This is a genomic window from Terrilactibacillus tamarindi (assembly GCF_009718825.1).
Classification (GTDB): Bacteria; Bacillota; Bacilli; order Bacillales; family Sporolactobacillaceae; genus Terrilactibacillus; species Terrilactibacillus tamarindi.
Window position 1 is genome coordinate 1 of sequence record NZ_WNHB01000032.1, and the last position, 17,282, is coordinate 17,282.

The window sequence follows — 17,282 nt, forward strand, 5'->3', positions numbered from 1 at the left end:
TCATAAGACTTATCTTTTAATTTTAACTCTTCATAAACATATCGTTTTGCTTTGCGAGGCTGATCAGTAATGATACCATCAACATTCCAATTTATGAGTCGTTTGATTGCTTGTTTTTGATTGACTGTATAAGGCCTAACTTTGATATTTTGTTTCTGCATATCCTTAATATCTTTTTTATTCAGGTATTTATAATTAGGGTGAACTCCGGAGGCACCTAATGCTTTAATATACTGCCAAGAGCATGTTTTTAATCTCTTACATAACGGTGCTGTTTCAGCATTTGAATCAATTTTGTTAATTTTTAATAGACTCTCATGATTAAAAGAGGAATAAATGGCTCGATCGGCGATTTTATAATGATGTATCATTTCTATAACCTTTTCTTCCATTGTTTCGTATGGAAATTGGCTATTTTTGAGTTCAATATTGAGGGATAGGTTTGTTTTTGTGATCCAAGCCAGCAATTCCTCTAATGTAGGAATAAATGCTTTACGTATTCTCCAACCGAATCCTTTTCCAACACTAATCTCATTTAATTCTTTTAAAGTAAAGTCTTTAACATAACCATTGACTTTTGCTACACGATTTAACGTTTCGTCATGAATAAGTACAGGAACTCCGTCCTTTGAAAGCTGGACATCCGTTTCAATACCGTCAGCCCCTGCTTTTTGAGCCGCTTTAAAAGCGAGCATTGTATTCTCTGGGTATTTGCCGCTATAGCCACGGTGCGCAATAATAGAAATGGACAAGATAGACACCTCAATTAGAAATCAATATACAAGCACATAACATTCCAAATTCAAGACTCTTTTATTGCATTCTTTTATGATATTTTTATTTATAGTCCGTGTTCAAAAAGGTGACAAATCAGAAGCAAGAAGATAAGAGCGGCGCCGTTTTGAGGACCGGAATGTAGGTGTTTACTACATGAGGACCTGAAAAACTAGCCAACGCCGAGATTCGCAGCTTATCATTTGGTGGCTTTTTGAACAACCTCTATAGTCCGTGTGGGTTGGTTGTCACTGTATTAATGTTACAATATAAAATCAAGAAATCAAAAAAATGACAATGTGGTTAGATCTATAAGAAAATTGCGGATGAACATGCATAAGCTAAATTTATTATAAGGTGGAAAAAATTATGTCTCAAAGACTGTTTGAGGGTAAAGTTGCTGTAGTTACAGGAGCATCTAGTGGGATAGGAAGAGAAATGGCTATTCAACTTGCACAAAAAGGAGCCTATCCTATCCTTATTGCACGCAGTAAATCTAAACTTGAATCACTAAAAAAAGAAATAATCAGTCAGTATCAAAGTGAGGCAGATTACTATATATTAGATGTTAGTATTTTAGAAGATGTTTCAAAAGTATTTAACATGATTATTAAAAAATACCAACGAATCGATATCTTAATCAATAATGCGGGTTATGGAACATTTGATTATCTTTTAGATTCGTCAATGGAGAGTACCAAGAAAATGTTTAATGTCAACGTATTTGGTTTAATGGCTTGTTCTCAATCAGTTATTCCTTATATGATAAAACAAAAAGAAGGACACATTGTGAATATTGCTTCTATTGCAGGTAAGGTAGCTACCCCCAAATCTACAGCTTATGCTGCAAGTAAACATGCTGTTTTAGGCTTCACAAATGCCATGCGTATGGAATTAAAGGGAACAGGTATAAACGTCACAGCAATTAATCCAGGTCCGATACGCACACCTTTTTTTAGAACAGCTGATCCATCCGGTGAATATGTGAAAAATATTGAACGCTATTTGCTAGAACCAGCCGAGGTGGCACATCAAGTGATATTAGCTATCGAAAAGCGAAAACGTGAAGTTAATATGCCTCGCTTATTAGCGTTAGGCACTTGGTTATATCAATGTTTTCCCGGTATATCTGAAAAGTTTGCGGGTAAATTACTAAGTAAAAAGTGACATATAATGACATATTTCACAGTTTAACTTTATATATAATCAGAACTTAATCATGTAAAGGTGACGGTAATTTACTCATTCTTATTTAATTTAAAAAACGACAATTTTTAAGGAGTTTAACTTGTGACTTAAGTCATGAGTTGAACTCCCTTTTTATAAGGTTTTATAGCAGGGAAACAAGATAATCCCTTCAATAAAACAAGTGGACGTTTCAACAAATAATGCCATTTTTCTATGTTTTTTTATTTGCTGAAAAGACACATTATGCAGATAATTATGAAAAAAGTATGTAAGAAAATCTAACACTATAAAAGACATATCTTGTATTACTGACTATAATCATAACAAAAGAGCGCTCTTTTTTTAGAGAAAAAGTCCTATTTAGTTTTCCTTATTGGGGGGGATTGGAGGATACATAATTTTCTAATTCTTTGAATTTCAGCGATTATTAAATAACAAGGGGGTTCAACATGAAATCTAAAAAAATTGTATCTTTAATTACCACTGCAGCATTAGCATTTGGAATCATTAGTGGATGTTCATCGTCTAAAGATGGCTCATCAGGATCTGATGGAAAACAAGTCATTAAAATTGCAACACAATCGCCATTATCAGGTGGTAGTGCTACACTAGGTGAAGCCATTAAACTAGGTGCACAAATGGCTATTTCAGATCAAAAGAAAGCTTTTGCAAAAAAAGGTTTTGATTTGCAGCTCGTACCTTATGATGACCAAGCTGATCCTAAAAAAGGGGTTTCAAATGCTCAACAAATTGGATCAGATAAATCCATTCTTGGTATTATTGGACACTTGAACTCTGGTGTAACTATCCCTGCGTCAGAAATCTATGAAAAAAATCAATTAGCAATGATCTCACCTGCAGCAACAGCTACTGATGTTACCGATCGTGGTTTAAAAGTAGTTAATCGTATATGTGCACGTGACGATTTCCAAGGTCCAGCCGGTGCGGAATTTGCAGTAAATACGCTAAAAGCAAAAAAAATCTTTATTATTCAAGATAAAACAGCTTACGGTTCAGGTCTTGCAGAAGCATTTAGGGATGCAGCTAAAAAACTAGGTGCCGATATTGTTGGCTATGAAGGTATAACAGTTGGTGAAAAAGACTTTAATGGTGTTGTTGGCCAAGCAGCTTCGAAAAAACCAGATTTAATCTACTTTGGTGGCGTTTATGCTGAAGGTGGATTAATCATTAAACAAGCACGTGATAAAGGTTTAGATATTCCAATCATGGGCGGCGACGCGCTTGATTCATCCTCTACGGTTCAAATTGCTGGGGACTCTGTGAAAAACGTTTATCTCAGTTCTGTAGCCGGTGATGTAACAAAAGTAGAAGCAGGTAAGAAATTTGCCGATGCTTACAAAGCTAAATTTAATAAAAATGTAGAGTCTTATTCTTCTTATGGATACGATGCAACAGGTATTCTTCTTAAAGCCATTATGTCTGCTATTGATAAAAATGATGGTAAACTTCCTACTCGAGAAGCTGTTAGCCAAGCTGTAAGAACAATTAAAGATTATCAAGGTATTATCAATAAAGTTGGATTTGACGATAAAGGTGATAACAAATTCGCTAAAGTCTTTATCTTTAAATTTGACAAAGCTGAATATCCAGCTGTACAACAAAAAGCCATCAGTAAATAAAAATAATATCAACTAAAAGGGTATGGTCATGTAACCCGTACCCTTTTAGTATTTTAAAAGACTATTAGAGTAAGGAAAGTGGTGAAGAAATGTTAGCACATATTATTCAAACATTGCCGCAAGTCATTGTCGATGGTCTTACTTTAGGGGTAGTGTACGCAGTCGTGGCCATAGGATACACCATGGTATATGGTATCTTAGAACTTATTAACTTTGCTCACGGTGAAATTTTCATGTCCGGAGCTTTTATTGGCACAACGGTCTTATTAATTTTATCTAGTGTAGGCTTCTTGTCATCTGTACCTGCTATTCTAGCCTTTATCATCATTATCGTTATAGCAAGTATTGCAACTGGATTTTTAGGCATGGGAATTGAAAGAGTCGCTTATCGTCCTCTTAGAAATGCTCCTAAACTAATAACATTAATTACGGCGATCGGTGTTTCTTTTTTATTGCAAGACATTGTCCGTTTTATTGCAGAATTAAAAACAGGGAACTACATCGTTTCAGCTCCATCTCTTTTTAATGAAAAAATTCATTTAAAAACATCGTCCATTTTACCTCAATTTGGTGATGCTTTGTTTAAAAGTTCCTTCTTAGTTGTATTAATAGTCGCTATCATTATGTTAATTGTATTAGACTTCTTCGTAAACCGAACGAAATGGGGCATGGCTATGCGTGCCGTAGCTCAAGATCGTGAAACGGCTTCACTTATGTCTATTAATGTTAACAAGGTCATTTCTGTTACATTTTTTGTAGGATCAGCTCTTGGTGGTGCAACAGGTGTGCTGTTTATGGTTCAATATGGCTCAATTGACCCGTATATTGGTTTTATTCTGGGAATAAAGGCATTTACAGCTGCTGTTCTAGGTGGTATTGGTAACATTCGTGGAGCTATGGTTGGAGGCTTACTTATTGGATTACTCGAAATGTTTGCTGCAGCCAATCTCTCGACAATAACACATGGTGCTTTTGGAGCAGAATATAAAGATATTTTTGCATTCGCCATTTTAATTGCAGTATTGATTTTTAAACCTGAAGGCTTGTTTGGTAAAGCCGTCGTTGAGAAAGTGTAGGTGAGTATTAATGAGAAAATTAGTGGACCTGTTTTCGAAAAATAAAAAAGCTCAACTTCTTCTATTTATCGTCTATGTTGCCGTCTCGAGTTTGAGTTTAATATTGGCTCAACAGTCCGTTGTAGCCTTCTTATTGTTACTATTCTCTATTCTTTTACTCTATTTTCTTAAACTTAGTACTAAAGCAAAGTGGATTATTGGTCTTGTTATTGTAGCTGTTCTTATACCTTTTTCAGCAAGTCAAGGGCAAGCGTATGAATCCTATATGGATGTTGCAACACTTGTTGGTATATACTGTGCGATGGCACTTGGTTTGAATATTGTGGTTGGTTTTGCTGGCTTACTTGATCTCGGCTTTATTGCTTTCTTTGCAGTTGGTGCCTATACATATGGTATTTTTGCCAGTGCACAGGCTTCAAAGTTTCTTCACTTTGGACATTTTCCTTTATCAGGGGAAAGTTTTTGGATCTTTATTCTTATTGGAGGAATAGTAGCTGCCATCTTTGGTATCTTACTCGGGATTCCGGTTCTTCGGGTAAAAGGAGATTATTTAGCCATTGTAACATTAGGCTTTGGAGAAATTATCCGGATTATCTTTAATAACTTAGATAAACCGGTCAATATCACAAACGGATCAATGGGGATTGCATCAATTGCTCCTCCTAAAATCTTTGGTATCGTGATAGCCAATGCAAGCCAGTTTTATTACGTGGCACTAGCTATCTTTTTAGTTGTCGTTTATATTGTAACGAGACTCGAACATTCCAAAATTGGCCGTGCTTGGAAAGCAATCCGTGATAATGAAATTGCAGGGCAAGCGATGGGAATTCCCTTAGTTAAAACCAAATTAATAGCTTTTGCTATCGGCGCTTCATTTTCTGGTATGATGGGTGTTGTTTTTGCAGCAAAGCAAACATATATCGATGCGACGAGCTTTACATTATTAGAATCTACAACGATTCTCGTTATGGTCCTTCTTGGAGGAATGGGAAGTGTTCCAGGTGTTATTCTAGGTGCAGCCGTTGTAACTATTTTAAACTTACAGGTTCTTACAGAAGTGTCGAATTGGCTCAACCAATTGAATACCAACGGGGTTATTTCAATACCTGATGCCCTCTCACCTGCAAAAATGCAACGTTTTATTTTTGGCTTATTGTTAATTCTCTTTGCCCTATATCGACCTAAGGGACTTATACCTGCAAAGAATCAGAAGTACGATGTGAATAAATTGAAAAAATCAACTACAAAATCGGTGTTTGTGGAGCCTCAAGTATCAAACGATAAAAAAGCATCAGGAGGTTCGGAGATATGAATATATTAGAAGTCACGGGTTTAACAAAAAAGTTTGGTGGTCTTTATGCCAATACAAATATCAATATGAATATTGAAAAAAACTCGATTACGGCCGTTATTGGACCTAACGGGGCGGGGAAAACAACGTTTTTTAATATGATAACCGCCGTGTATAAGCCGACTTCCGGTGACATTTTGTTAAATGGAAAGTCACTTGTAGGTCTTAAACCACACCAAGTAACAAAGTTTGGTATCGCCCGTACCTTCCAAAATATTCGGCTCTTTCACGATCTTACTGTATTAGACAACGTTCTTGTAGGCATGCACCATCATTTAAAAAGTAGTTGGGTGGGGGCTTTGTTCCAAATGCCACGGACTCGACATGCGGAGGAAAATGCAAAAAAAGAAGCCTATCGGTTACTTGAATATGTAGGATTAGCGGAGTTATTAAATGAAAGTGCAGGTAATCTATCCTATGGTGCACAACGCCGATTAGAGATTGCACGTGCTATTGCAGCGAAACCTAAAGTTTTACTTCTCGATGAACCAGCGGCAGGCATGAATCCAAAGGAAACAAAAAAATTAACAGATCTTATTCATGACATGCGCACAAAACTTGATATTACGATTGTTCTTATTGAACATGATATGAAGTTAGTTATGGAAATTTCTGATTTTATTTATGTTTTGGATCACGGGGAGGAAATTGCATCAGGTAAGCCTGATGATATTAGAAATAACCCGCGGGTTATTGAGGCTTATTTAGGGAAAGGAGCTGTTGCAAATGGGTAGCACTCACGTACTTGAATTAAAAAACGTTGAAACATATTATGGTAAGATTCAGGCTTTAAAGGGCATTGACCTTTATGTTGATAAAGGTGAAATTGTAACTTTAATTGGGAGCAATGGAGCTGGTAAATCAACCACTTTAAAGACAATTAGTGGTCAAGTTAAATCTAAAAATGGGTCCATTCATTACAATGGAGACGATATTACAAGTTTACCTGCTCATAAAACGTCTTTAGTGGGTATTGCTCACGTTCCGGAAGGTAGACGTATTTTTCCAAGATTATCAGTTAAAGAAAATTTACTCATTGGGGCTTTTTCCATTAAAGATAAGAAAGTTATTGAATCTAGAATGAAAAGAGTGTTTGAATATTTTCCAAGATTGAAAGAACGTCTTGACCAAAAGGGTGGTACAATGAGTGGTGGTGAACAACAAATGTTAGCCATTGGTCGCGCTTTGATGATGAAACCAGACGTCCTTATGCTTGATGAACCTTCCATGGGTCTTGCTCCTATTATTGTTGAACAAATCTTTGATATTATAAAAGAATTAAATAATCAGGGCATGAGTATTCTCCTTGTTGAACAAAATGCTTACCAAGCTCTTCATATAGCAGACCGTGGTTATGTTATTCAAACGGGTCAAATTGTTTTGGAAGGCGTGGGCACAGAACTTATGACAAATCGCCAAATTCAAGAAGCTTATTTGGCTTAAAGAAAAGTTGCTATCTGATCTGGATAGCAACTTTTTATTTATCGTGTCCACCAATTTTTTGAGAACGAACAAAGACCTGTCCTGCGTTTGTTAGTGAAGAAGCTCTAATGATGGCTGTTGATCCATACTTTGAATACATGGCGTCCATAGCTTCGCTAAGCCGTTCTTTTTTGACAAGATCACCAAACAAATCAATTTGGTATTGATGGGCGGATTGAAGGTTAGATAAGGTGATGCTAGTTCCACGAATTGGCAGGCCATCCCAATACTGATCAAAGAGCTCGAGAGCGGCTCTAAAAATATCCATCCCAAAATTTGTAGGGAAGGGAAGTTTTACTTGCCGATAAAATCCCGTAGGTGAATCGAAATCTGCACCTTGAACACCAATGGACAGGGTATTACCCATAACTTGTTTCGCCCTTGTACGGCGGGCAACCTCTTCGCTTAACTCAAGTAAAATGACAAGAATCTCTTTTCGTGTGCCATAATCATAAGGGAGAGTCATATGATGACCGATTGCTTTTTGTTTCTGATCTTTTTGAACTGTGACGGGTGAATAATCAATACCATTTGCGGTTTGCCATAAAACCTCACCATTAATTCCCCAACGTTTTTTCAAAATATCTAAAGAAAAATTTGCAAGATGTCCAATTTTGCGGATTCCCATACTCCGCAGATTATATTCCATACGTGAGCCGACCCCAAATAATTTTTTAATGGGTAGTGGCCATAAATACCTCTGCATATTCGTATGATTAAGTTCAAAAATACCCGATTCTCTTTTTTTTGCAAAATGGTCACATGCCATTTTTGCTAGAATTTTGTTAGGACCAATTCCTATTCGCGCATGCACACCAATCTCATCAAAAATCATTTTCTGAATTTGTTTGGCAATGGACTTAGGCTCCCCGAATAATCGAGTGCTTCCAGTCACATCTAAGAATTGTTCATCAATAGAGTAAATTTCGACAAGATCTGTAAATTGTTCAAAAATGGATGTTATAGAAAGAGATACATCGATATAACGCTGCATATGCGGACGTAAGACGACAGCTTGTGGACATTTTTGTTTTGCCTCCCAAAGAGCTTCCGTTGTCCTTACACCAAAGGATTTTGCTATTGGACATGCCGCTAAAATAATACCACTGCGTCTTTTTGGATCACCAGAGACAATAACAGGTCGTTTCATTAGTGTAGGATGATCTGCTTTCTCAACTGATGCATAGAATGATTGCATGTCGACGAGAAAAATAACTTTAGTCATGTCATAACCTCATTCCAAATTGTGAAAGAACGTTTGTTCTTATTTATTATATACAAATATTTGTTCGTTATTCAATGGTAATTATTAGATGTGGAAAGAGGGTTAAGGCCTTTTTACCCTGAAGGGATGATTTGGCAGCATAAGTGACATTAAAAGAAGTATGATGATTACACTAAAGTTAAACCTGGGGATAGAGCTACCCTCTAATAACCATATAATAAATAAAAGCCCCTCAAAGGGGACTTTTAAATCAGTATTTCTTAATATGAATTTGTTTAATTTGGTGCTTAAGACCTTTTGAAATAATCACATTTGCTCGGTTCATCGTGGGCGAAATGTATTGCTTTAAATTCGGTCCATTAACTCGGTCCCAGGTTTGCATGGCAACCTGTTCAAACTCATCACGTGTGAGTGCACTGAATCGTTTAAAATAAGAAGTTTCCTCTTCTTTGGCTTTTTCATAAAGCTGGCTAACTCGGTTCCAATACCATTTAATCGCCATAGTTTCAGGTGCATCAATATATAAGGAGTGGTTAAGAAAATCAGTTATTGATTCGGTTTCTGACGGTGTCCGTTCAAGGACGTTAATTCCTTCGAGGATCAACACACATGGAGATGTCATCTGACGGAACGTATCGGGTGAAACATCATATGTTTGGTGTGAATAGATCGGTACCTGAATGTTTTTTTCTCCTAATTTTACTTGATTAAGAAACTGTAAGAGTGCTTTTGTATGATAGCTTTCAGGGAATCCCTTGCGATCCATTAATCCTTTTTCATTAAGTTTAGCATTTGGAAGCAAAAAGTTGTCAGTAGATACAATTTTTATATCATCTGTTTGTAGGAGCTGTGTAAGGAAACCTTTTAATAGAGTCGCCGTTGTTGTTTTTCCGACAGCTACACCACCAGCAAGCCCAATAATATAAGTATGGTGGGAATTTTGCGTTTTTAAGTAATGATCAATATGTTTTTGTTGTTCAACCCAATGCTGATATTGTATAGAAATATATGTACTTATAAAAAGATAAGCTTGTTTTTGGGCGTCACTGATTTGAATAGGAAGACGATCAAGTGTTATTGAAAAAGGTTCTTTATGTATAAGGCTGTTCCAATCTTGATCATCAAAAGTCAGATAATTATTGTCTGGAAAGTTCATTTTAATCCTTCACCCCTCCTTAAATTTGACAATATTCCAAGGCATAGATTCAATTTATTGTACCATATATAATAGAGAAAATTTAAAAAGGCTAAAGCAATGAGGGAATGAAACGCTAAGTCGCAAAGAAAGCACTATCGGTAATTTTGATATAAAATAAAACTATATAGGCGAAAGCGTGGGAGAAGCCATGTTGAAAAATGAATTTTGGTATCGCTTTATTCGAGAAGGCCAACTTGATCAACGACACATAAGATGCTGTATTGCAGAGTCTTGGAAGCGTTGCCGGAATAAGGGCGTTGATCCTTACAAAGGAACGGGTCAAGTCATCCTAACACAGGACGAATTGCGGAACAGACAGGCTAATCACAAGACCTTGTTATCTGCTTTTGAAATTTTGTTAGATCAATTAGAACCACTTTACTCAGCATCAAATGTCATTTTTGTCCTTGCTGACCAAGAAGGCTATATTCTTAAAACAGGTGGGAATTCAGAGGGGATGGAGAAAGCAAGGACGATACGATTTGTAGAAGGAGTATCTTGGACAGAGGATACTGTTGGAACGAATGCCATAGGAACAGCCTTAAAAATAGAAGAAGCCATTACGATTCATCGGACTGAACATTATGCCGTTGCTTCACAAAGTTGGGTATGTTCTGCCGTACCCATTCGTAACCCTAAGGGACACATCATTGGAATTTTTAATGCTTCCTTTGTAGAAGAAGATAGGAATGTATCAGTTCTTATTCCGATGATTAAGTTAATGACTTGTCATATCGAACTTTACATAGAAAAGCAGATGACGCTCGATTCGCTTGAATTACTCAGCAAAACCAACTTCAGGTTAACCGCCAATCAATATCCATATCAACTGTTATGCGATCAGAACGATATCATCAAATGGGTTTCATCTACTATGCAGCAAGAAGCTAATAAATATCTTAATCAATCTATAACTTGTCTGCAAAAAAGTCCCTATATCGTTGAATCCAAAAAAAAGGTTTATTCATCAAACCATGGTGGCGTTATTGGCTATGAAATTGGTTTGTCTTTGCACGAAAACGGCATCTCACCAGAAACAAAAACTCACCTTGATCACTTTCATTTTAACGGGGTCAAGGGGAGCAGTGAATCATTTAAAAAAATTCTCATGTTAGCGCATCAAGCAGCCAAGGAAGATGTCACGATACACATTAGTGGCGAAACAGGTACAGGAAAAGAAATGATGGCACGTGCCATTCATGAAAATAGTCATCGGGCGGGTCAACCTTTTATTGCAATTAATTGTGGTGTGATCCCAAAAGATTTACTTAGTAGTGAATTATTCGGTTATGTCGGTGGTGCTTATACCGGTGCTAAGCGTAACGGCCATAAAGGATATTTTGAACAAGCCAATGGTGGAACTTTGTTTCTCGATGAAATTGGAGATATTTCTTATGATGTCCAAACAGCTCTTCTTCGCGTGATACAAGAAAAAGAGATTATTCCTATTGGCAGTACAAAACCAATACCCATCAATATTCGCATTATTACAGCAACACATCATAATCTAAAAACATTAGTGAAACAAGGTCATTGGCGTGAAGATTTATATTATCGACTCTATGTTTTTCCAATTAATTTACCTGCTCTTCGAGATCGAAAAGAGGATATTCAGGCATTCATAGATTACTTTTCTCAAAAGAGAGGATGGAACTCTGCTATTTTTTCAAAATCTATTTTAGCTCAGTTTATGAATTACACCTGGCCAGGCAACATTCGAGAATTGATGAATGTTTTGGAAAGATTAAAAATCACCTATGGTGATCATCTTCCTTCTGACTTAAGTCTAGAAGATTATTTTTTTTCAAAAGAAGGAGAAATGAAGAGCGAACGCGATCATATTAATTCATCTGCTGATTCACCAAAAGCCTTTCGGGATCAATTAGAGAAAGACCGTATTATCGAGGCCTTGAAAGAGGTTAATGGGAAGGTAAGTCAGGCGGCGGTGATATTGGATATGCCAAAGAGTACCCTTTATCGTAAATTACGAAAATATGATTTGTAGTCAGTATTAGGGGACCTAACATAAATGAGAAAGAATGAGAAAAAACAAGACATCATTCTCATTTTTTCCAAAGAGTTAAGTTAAAGGTCTAGAAAAACAGAGAAAACACGGAGTTAGTGAAAACGCTTACTTCTTGGCATCGATCTTGCATCTATTCGGTGTAATGCCTCAACAGGAGATTTAAAAATGGACTAGGAGGAAAGAAGATATGGGAACCTCTAAATCAATCTTAGCAAGCTTAACGAGCGAAAAGGCAAAATGGATGTATAGAAAAATGCTTGAAATCCGTGAATTTGAAGAAACGGTGCATGACATATTTGCAAAAGGAGAATTACCAGGTTTTGTTCATTTATATGCAGGTGAAGAAGCGGTAGCGGTCGGCGTTTGTTCTCATTTAACAGATGATGACAGTATTACAAGCACACATAGAGGACATGGTCACTGTATTGCCAAGGGCTGTGATTTGGATGGCATGATGGCTGAAATATATGGGAAAGTGACTGGACTTTGTAGAGGTAAGGGCGGTTCGATGCATATAGCAGACATTAAGAAAGGGATGCTCGGCGCTAATGGAATTGTCGGTGGTGGTTTTCCACTGGCTGTTGGAGCTGGACTCACAGCCAAAGTGAAAAAAACGGATCATGTGGCTGTTTGTTTCTTTGGTGATGGGGCAAACAATCACGGGACGTTTCATGAGGCAATTAATATGGCTGCAATTTGGAATCTGCCTGTTTTATTTGTAGCGGAAAATAACGGTTATGGCGAAGCGTCAACCTATGAATATGCATCCAGCTGCACACACATTGCGGACCGGGCAGCCGGTTACAACATACCAGGCGAAATCGTAGATGGAAAAGATCTTCTCGCCGTGTATGAAGCTGCTGAACGGGCAGTGAATCGGGCAAGAAAAGGCGAAGGACCGACATTACTTGAGTGTAAAACATATCGAAATTATGGCCATTTTGAAGGAGATACTCAAACGTATAAAGACAGTGAAGAACGCATGGAAGAAGAAGAACAAAATGATTGCATTAAAAAATTTCGAAACTATATGGAAACGCAGGGGCTAGCAAAGCCAGAAGAACTTGATGAAATTGAAGATAGTGTGAAAAAAGCACTTGAGCATGCCGTTAAATTTGGCGAGGAAAGTCCAAATCCAGATCCAAGTGAACTTACAAAAGACGTTTACGTATCATACGAATAATTTGGAGGTGAATCATCATGACAAAAATAATAACTTTTTCAAAGGCCATTAACGAAGCGATCAGCACAGCGATGTATAAAGATGATGATGTTGTCTTAATTGGTATTGATGTTGCTGGTGGAGCCGAAGTTGACCATCTGCAAGATCAAGAAGCGTGGGGAGGCGTTATGGGTGTTACACAAGGGATCGTCGATAAATTTGGTCGTGATCGCGTGATTGATACCCCCATTGCTGAAGCGGGTTTTATTGGTGCGTCGGTTACAGCTGCTGCAACGGGGCTTCGTCCCATCGCGGAATTAATGTTCAATGATTTTATTGGTAGCTGTCTTGATGAAGTGATGAACCAAGGGGCGAAACTTCGCTACATGTTTGGTGGAAAGGCAAAAGTTCCCTTAACGATTCGAACGATGCATGGCGCGGGTTATTCGGCAGCAGCTCAGCATTCACAAAGCCTATATTCCATTTTCACTCACATACCAGGTTTAAAAGTGGTTATCCCATCAACACCCTATGATGCAAAGGGTTTGCTATTAACCTCTATCTTTGATGATGACCCCGTTATTTTCTTTGAAGACAAAACACTTTATACGATGAAGGGTGAAGTAGGTGACGGCTTTTATACTATTCCATTTGGGAAAGCAGATATAAAACGTAAGGGAAAAGATTTAACCATAGTGGCTATTGGGAAAATGGTGCATACGGCCTTAAAGGCGGCCAATCAGCTTGCCAAAAAAGGTTTCGAAGCAGAGGTTGTCGATCCAAGAACGTTATCTCCGCTTGATGAAGAAACCATTCTAGATTCGGTAGCCAAAACCGGACGACTCATTATTGTAGATGAAGCCTATCCGAGATGTAATGCTGCAACAGACATTTCAGCCATGGTTGTTGATAAAGGGTTTGATTATTTGGATGCACCGATCAAAATGATTACGGCTCCTCATAGCCCTGTTCCTTTTTCACCATCTTTAGAAAAACTTTACTTACCAACTCCTGAAAAGATCCTCGCGGCTTTTGCTGAAATTATGGGAGATAACTCGATTGTAACAAAGTAGCTCAAAATCTATTTTCTCAAGATTGAAAGGAGAGGTGAACAGAGATGGCCGTAGAAATTGTAATGCCTAAACTTGGCATGGGTATGTCAGAAGGCACAGTTGTAGAATGGTTAAAGAATGCCGGGGATCCAGTAAAAAAAGGAGAATCGGTTGTCGTTATAAGTTCTGATAAAATTGAAAAAGATGTTGAGGCTCCTGATGATGGGATTCTACTCAAAGTCAATGCAGATCCAGACGACACAGTTCCAGTAGGGGAAGCTATAGGGTATATAGGTGCCGAAAATGAATCTATTGATGATCAGTTAGCCAAACCCGAAGGCGCCCGTTCAGAAACAAGTGCAGAAACAACCCCAAATACGGTACTAGAAGATCAGTCAGAGCCAAATAAAAATGAAAATACGTCAGGACGCCCCGTCTTAAAACTTCGCGTGTCACCTGCTGCGAGAAAACTTGCAAAAGGATCAAATATTGATGTTCATGAAGTAATAGGAACTGGACCTCATGGTCGTATAACAAAAGCTGATGTATTAAACGTCATTGAGGCCAAAGCTAAAGAAAGAAATACGCCAGCATCAATACAACAATCAATGAAGGATAAGGAACCTACCACCCAATCCGAGAAAAGAATAGCGGGTGATGATCGTGTAAAAGTGACACCGATATCCGGCATGCGGAAAGTGATAAGTGATCGGATGCTCAAAAGCTTACAGCAGTCCGCTCAATTAACGATACAAATGACGGCTGATGTCACTGAACTTATCAGTTTTCAGAAAAAAGCTAGAGAAATGTATCAAGATGAAGAGGATGTTAGACTTACGATTACTGATTTCGTCGCTAAAGCAACGATTTTAGCATTGAAAAAACATCCTAAATTGAATAGTACATTTGATGGAACCAATATTTCAACATATGAATCGGTCCATCTAGGTATTGCTGTTGCGTTAAACGAAGGTCTAGTGGTTCCTGTTATTCGTGATGCAGATACACTTTCATTAAGTGAAGTATCTAAACGAATTAGAAAAATGAGTATCGATGCACGTGAAGGTAAACTTGCTGGTCCTGATATGATAGGTTCAACATTTACAATTTCTAGTTTAGGAACATCAGGTGTTACCTTCTTTACACCCGTCCTTAATCCACCTGAAATCGGTATTCTTGGCATTGGATCCATTTATGACCAAGCCGTTTTTGTGGGTGAAACAATCGAAAAGAGACGATTCTTACCTTTAAGTTTAACGTTTGATCATCGAATTATTGATGGTTCTCCGGCAAGTAACTTCCTATCATCACTAAAAACGTACCTGGAAACGCCATTTAAAATTGTCTTATAGTGCGTGTTCAAAAAGGTGACAAATTAGAAGCAAGAAGGTCAAGGCGGCGCTGTTTTGAGGACCGGAATGTAGGTTTTTACTACATGAGGACCGGCATTCCACAGGATGTGGTGGCTTCAACGTTGCTCACAGGACGTGAGCGATTTTAGTTGAAGATCCTCTTGGCGGGCGCCGAGATTCGCCGCTTATCATTTGGCGACTTTTTGAACTACCTAGTAAAAAGCTGCAGGCTATCTTTTATAGATAGCCTGTTCTTTTTAGTAATGTTAAATATCCTTGTTGTCTCATTAATAAAGGCCTTTGCTTATATGACATATTTTAGAACTCTCATAAGATGGGTATAATTTTGGAGAAGAATGTATATATATAGCGATTTGTCTAGGAAAAATTGAATAGGGAAAATGGGATAAGGGGTATAAAGCCTACATAAAACATCAGATAAGGAAATTAAATCAAATAATGATACTTGCTCTAAAAGCCAAGTTAAAGTTTACTTTATTAACATGGTCATACGATATTTTGATATAATTAAATACTACAAATAGTTTCATTTAGAAGGTATAAGATTATACATAAGGACGTTCATTCTAAGGAGGAAAAATATGCCCCAATCAAAATATTTTCGCTTTATTTTATGGATACTCGCTATTTTCCTTGTTATAGCAGTTGGATCACGCATTTCATTTATTTTCAGGCCACTGGTTGTTTTAATTACGACGTTAGCTGCACCAGTGATTATTGCCGGTGTTCTTTATTACATCATAAGTCCCATCGTTAGGTTTCTTAGCAGGTTTAAAATTCCACGTGTTATTTCCATTTTGTTTATATACCTTGTGATTATTGGGTTAATAACATTAGTTATTCTTGGAATTGGACCGGTTGTTTATGATCAATTTATTTCCTTTATAAATAGCATGCCAAGTTTGGTCAAAGAACTAGGAATGCAGTTAGACAAATTCCAAAATAGTCGATTGTTTGAGAGATTGAACCTTAACGATATTTCTTATAATGATATTACCAACCGTTTTTCGCAATCAATTGGAACACTTACAACATCAATTGGTAACAATATCGTTTCTATTATTTCATCAATTACAAGCACTGTCGTTGTAATCGTGACGGTACCGTTTATTCTTTTCTACATGCTTAAAGATGGGGACAAATTGCCTAATCGAATTTTGCGTTTCTTACCACATGAACATCGTGCTGAAGGGCAAAAAATCTTAACGGATATGGATCAGGCCTTAAGTGGATATATTCAAGGGCAAATGATAGTAAGTCTGTTTGACGGTATTTTAATCTACATTTGGTATGAAGTGATCGGCCTAGATTATGCCTTGATATTAGCGTTAGCTATATTATTTACGAATGTCATCCCATTTATTGGTCCATTTATTGGGACCGCACCAGGCGTTATCGTCGCCTTTATTCAGTCACCCATTTTGGCGCTATATGTCGTGATAGGGGTTGTCATTGTACAACAAATTGAAAGTAATCTTATTTCACCTTTAGTTATGGGTAAAAGATTAGATGTTCATCCGTTAACGATCATTTTCCTTCTTCTCGTAGCAGGAAATTTAGCAGGGATTCTTGGAATGCTCCTCGCTATTCCTACTTATGCAGTTGCTAAGGTGATTGTTACGCGTTCGTATCGATTAATCATGCTTAGATTTCAAAATAAAGTCATCTGAAAAATAGCAACGTCTTTGAAAGATTCCACCAATATCGTTTTAATAAAAAAACCCGTTTTCTTAAT

15 protein-coding genes are annotated in these 17,282 nt (G+C 37.4%); 12 read left to right on the forward strand and 3 right to left on the reverse strand.

Going from position 1 to position 17,282, the window contains the following annotated elements; genetic code table 11:
* The coding region (locus GMB86_RS14630) for a glycerophosphodiester phosphodiesterase (RefSeq protein WP_155221168.1) at positions 1–752 on the reverse strand (752 nt) is incomplete at its 3' end.
* Between the two features lie 391 nt (positions 753–1,143).
* Between GMB86_RS14630 and GMB86_RS14635 the strand changes: the two genes are divergently transcribed.
* The 6 genes from GMB86_RS14635 to GMB86_RS14660 all read left to right on the forward strand — a co-directional run bounded on the left by GMB86_RS14635 (position 1,144) and on the right by GMB86_RS14660 (position 7,472).
* Positions 1,144–1,941, forward strand: coding sequence for an SDR family NAD(P)-dependent oxidoreductase (locus GMB86_RS14635; protein WP_155221170.1), 798 nt, complete (start codon positions 1,144–1,146; stop codon positions 1,939–1,941).
* A 470-nt stretch (positions 1,942–2,411) separates the two neighbouring features.
* Positions 2,412–3,602, forward strand: a complete 1,191-nt coding sequence (locus tag GMB86_RS14640; protein ID WP_155221172.1) for a branched-chain amino acid ABC transporter substrate-binding protein — start codon at positions 2,412–2,414, stop codon at positions 3,600–3,602.
* Between the two features lie 89 nt (positions 3,603–3,691).
* Positions 3,692–4,678, forward strand: a complete 987-nt coding sequence (locus GMB86_RS14645; protein ID WP_155221174.1) for a branched-chain amino acid ABC transporter permease — start codon at positions 3,692–3,694, stop codon at positions 4,676–4,678.
* Between the two features lie 10 nt (positions 4,679–4,688).
* On the forward strand, positions 4,689–5,990 hold the full coding sequence (locus tag GMB86_RS14650; protein ID WP_155221176.1) for a branched-chain amino acid ABC transporter permease: 1,302 nt from the start codon (positions 4,689–4,691) through the stop codon (positions 5,988–5,990).
* Positions 5,987–6,763, forward strand: coding sequence for an ABC transporter ATP-binding protein (locus GMB86_RS14655; RefSeq protein WP_155221178.1), 777 nt, complete (start codon positions 5,987–5,989; stop codon positions 6,761–6,763). The genes GMB86_RS14650 and GMB86_RS14655 overlap by 4 nt, the downstream gene beginning before the upstream one ends.
* Positions 6,756–7,472: an ABC transporter ATP-binding protein gene (locus GMB86_RS14660; RefSeq protein WP_155221180.1), complete on the forward strand. Its 717-nt coding sequence runs from the start codon at positions 6,756–6,758 to the stop codon at positions 7,470–7,472. The genes GMB86_RS14655 and GMB86_RS14660 overlap by 8 nt, the downstream gene beginning before the upstream one ends.
* 34 nt (positions 7,473–7,506) lie before the next feature.
* Here GMB86_RS14660 and GMB86_RS14665 read toward each other — a convergent pair whose 3' ends face one another.
* Together GMB86_RS14665 and coaA are read right to left on the reverse strand one after the other, a co-directional pair.
* Positions 7,507–8,736 carry a DNA polymerase IV gene (locus tag GMB86_RS14665; RefSeq protein ID WP_155221182.1) on the reverse strand — a complete coding sequence of 410 codons (1,230 nt, stop codon included), beginning with the start codon at positions 8,734–8,736 and terminating at the stop codon, positions 7,507–7,509.
* Between the two features lie 250 nt (positions 8,737–8,986).
* Complete coding sequence (coaA, locus tag GMB86_RS14670; RefSeq protein WP_155221184.1) at positions 8,987–9,892, reverse strand: type I pantothenate kinase; 906 nt, start codon at positions 9,890–9,892, stop codon at positions 8,987–8,989.
* A gap of 193 nt (positions 9,893–10,085) precedes the next feature.
* On the opposite strand from coaA, the gene GMB86_RS14675 reads away from it, so the two are divergent.
* The 6 genes from GMB86_RS14675 to GMB86_RS14695 all read left to right on the forward strand — a co-directional run bounded on the left by GMB86_RS14675 (position 10,086) and on the right by GMB86_RS14695 (position 17,217).
* On the forward strand, positions 10,086–11,939 hold the full coding sequence (locus GMB86_RS14675) for a sigma-54-dependent Fis family transcriptional regulator (RefSeq protein ID WP_196220249.1): 1,854 nt from the start codon (positions 10,086–10,088) through the stop codon (positions 11,937–11,939).
* Positions 11,940–12,147: 208 nt separating this feature from the next.
* Positions 12,148–13,143 carry a thiamine pyrophosphate-dependent dehydrogenase E1 component subunit alpha gene (locus GMB86_RS14680; RefSeq protein WP_155221189.1) on the forward strand — a complete coding sequence of 332 codons (996 nt, stop codon included), beginning with the start codon at positions 12,148–12,150 and terminating at the stop codon, positions 13,141–13,143.
* Between the two features lie 17 nt (positions 13,144–13,160).
* Positions 13,161–14,195, forward strand: coding sequence for an alpha-ketoacid dehydrogenase subunit beta (locus GMB86_RS14685; protein ID WP_155221191.1), 1,035 nt, complete (start codon positions 13,161–13,163; stop codon positions 14,193–14,195).
* A gap of 44 nt (positions 14,196–14,239) precedes the next feature.
* The gene (locus GMB86_RS14690) at positions 14,240–15,526 is read left to right on the forward strand and encodes a dihydrolipoamide acetyltransferase family protein (protein WP_155221193.1); all 1,287 of its coding nucleotides are present in this window, start codon (positions 14,240–14,242) and stop codon (positions 15,524–15,526) included.
* Positions 15,526–15,675, forward strand: coding sequence for a hypothetical protein (locus tag GMB86_RS15610; RefSeq protein WP_196220250.1), 150 nt, complete (start codon positions 15,526–15,528; stop codon positions 15,673–15,675). The genes GMB86_RS14690 and GMB86_RS15610 overlap by 1 nt, the downstream gene beginning before the upstream one ends.
* Positions 15,676–16,128: 453 nt before the next feature.
* The gene (locus GMB86_RS14695) at positions 16,129–17,217 is read left to right on the forward strand and encodes an AI-2E family transporter (RefSeq protein WP_155221195.1); all 1,089 of its coding nucleotides are present in this window, start codon (positions 16,129–16,131) and stop codon (positions 17,215–17,217) included.
* Positions 17,218–17,282: the final 65 nt, after the last annotated feature.

Bases quoted from the DNA above. Each gene is read 5' to 3' on its own strand.
- GMB86_RS14635 (WP_155221170.1), top strand. From the start codon at position 1,144: ATGTCTCAAAGACTGTTTGAGGGTAAAGTTGCTGTAGTTACAGGAGCA.
- GMB86_RS14640 (WP_155221172.1), top strand. From the start codon at position 2,412: ATGAAATCTAAAAAAATTGTATCTTTAATTACCACTGCAGCATTAGCA.
- GMB86_RS14645 (WP_155221174.1), top strand. From the start codon at position 3,692: ATGTTAGCACATATTATTCAAACATTGCCGCAAGTCATTGTCGATGGT.
- GMB86_RS14650 (WP_155221176.1), top strand. From the start codon at position 4,689: ATGAGAAAATTAGTGGACCTGTTTTCGAAAAATAAAAAAGCTCAACTT.
- GMB86_RS14655 (WP_155221178.1), top strand. From the start codon at position 5,987: ATGAATATATTAGAAGTCACGGGTTTAACAAAAAAGTTTGGTGGTCTT.
- GMB86_RS14660 (WP_155221180.1), top strand. From the start codon at position 6,756: ATGGGTAGCACTCACGTACTTGAATTAAAAAACGTTGAAACATATTAT.
- GMB86_RS14665 (WP_155221182.1), bottom strand. From the start codon at position 8,736: ATGACTAAAGTTATTTTTCTCGTCGACATGCAATCATTCTATGCATCA.
- coaA (WP_155221184.1), bottom strand. From the start codon at position 9,892: ATGAACTTTCCAGACAATAATTATCTGACTTTTGATGATCAAGATTGG.
- GMB86_RS14680 (WP_155221189.1), top strand. From the start codon at position 12,148: ATGGGAACCTCTAAATCAATCTTAGCAAGCTTAACGAGCGAAAAGGCA.
- GMB86_RS14685 (WP_155221191.1), top strand. From the start codon at position 13,161: ATGACAAAAATAATAACTTTTTCAAAGGCCATTAACGAAGCGATCAGC.
- GMB86_RS14690 (WP_155221193.1), top strand. From the start codon at position 14,240: ATGGCCGTAGAAATTGTAATGCCTAAACTTGGCATGGGTATGTCAGAA.
- GMB86_RS14695 (WP_155221195.1), top strand. From the start codon at position 16,129: ATGCCCCAATCAAAATATTTTCGCTTTATTTTATGGATACTCGCTATT.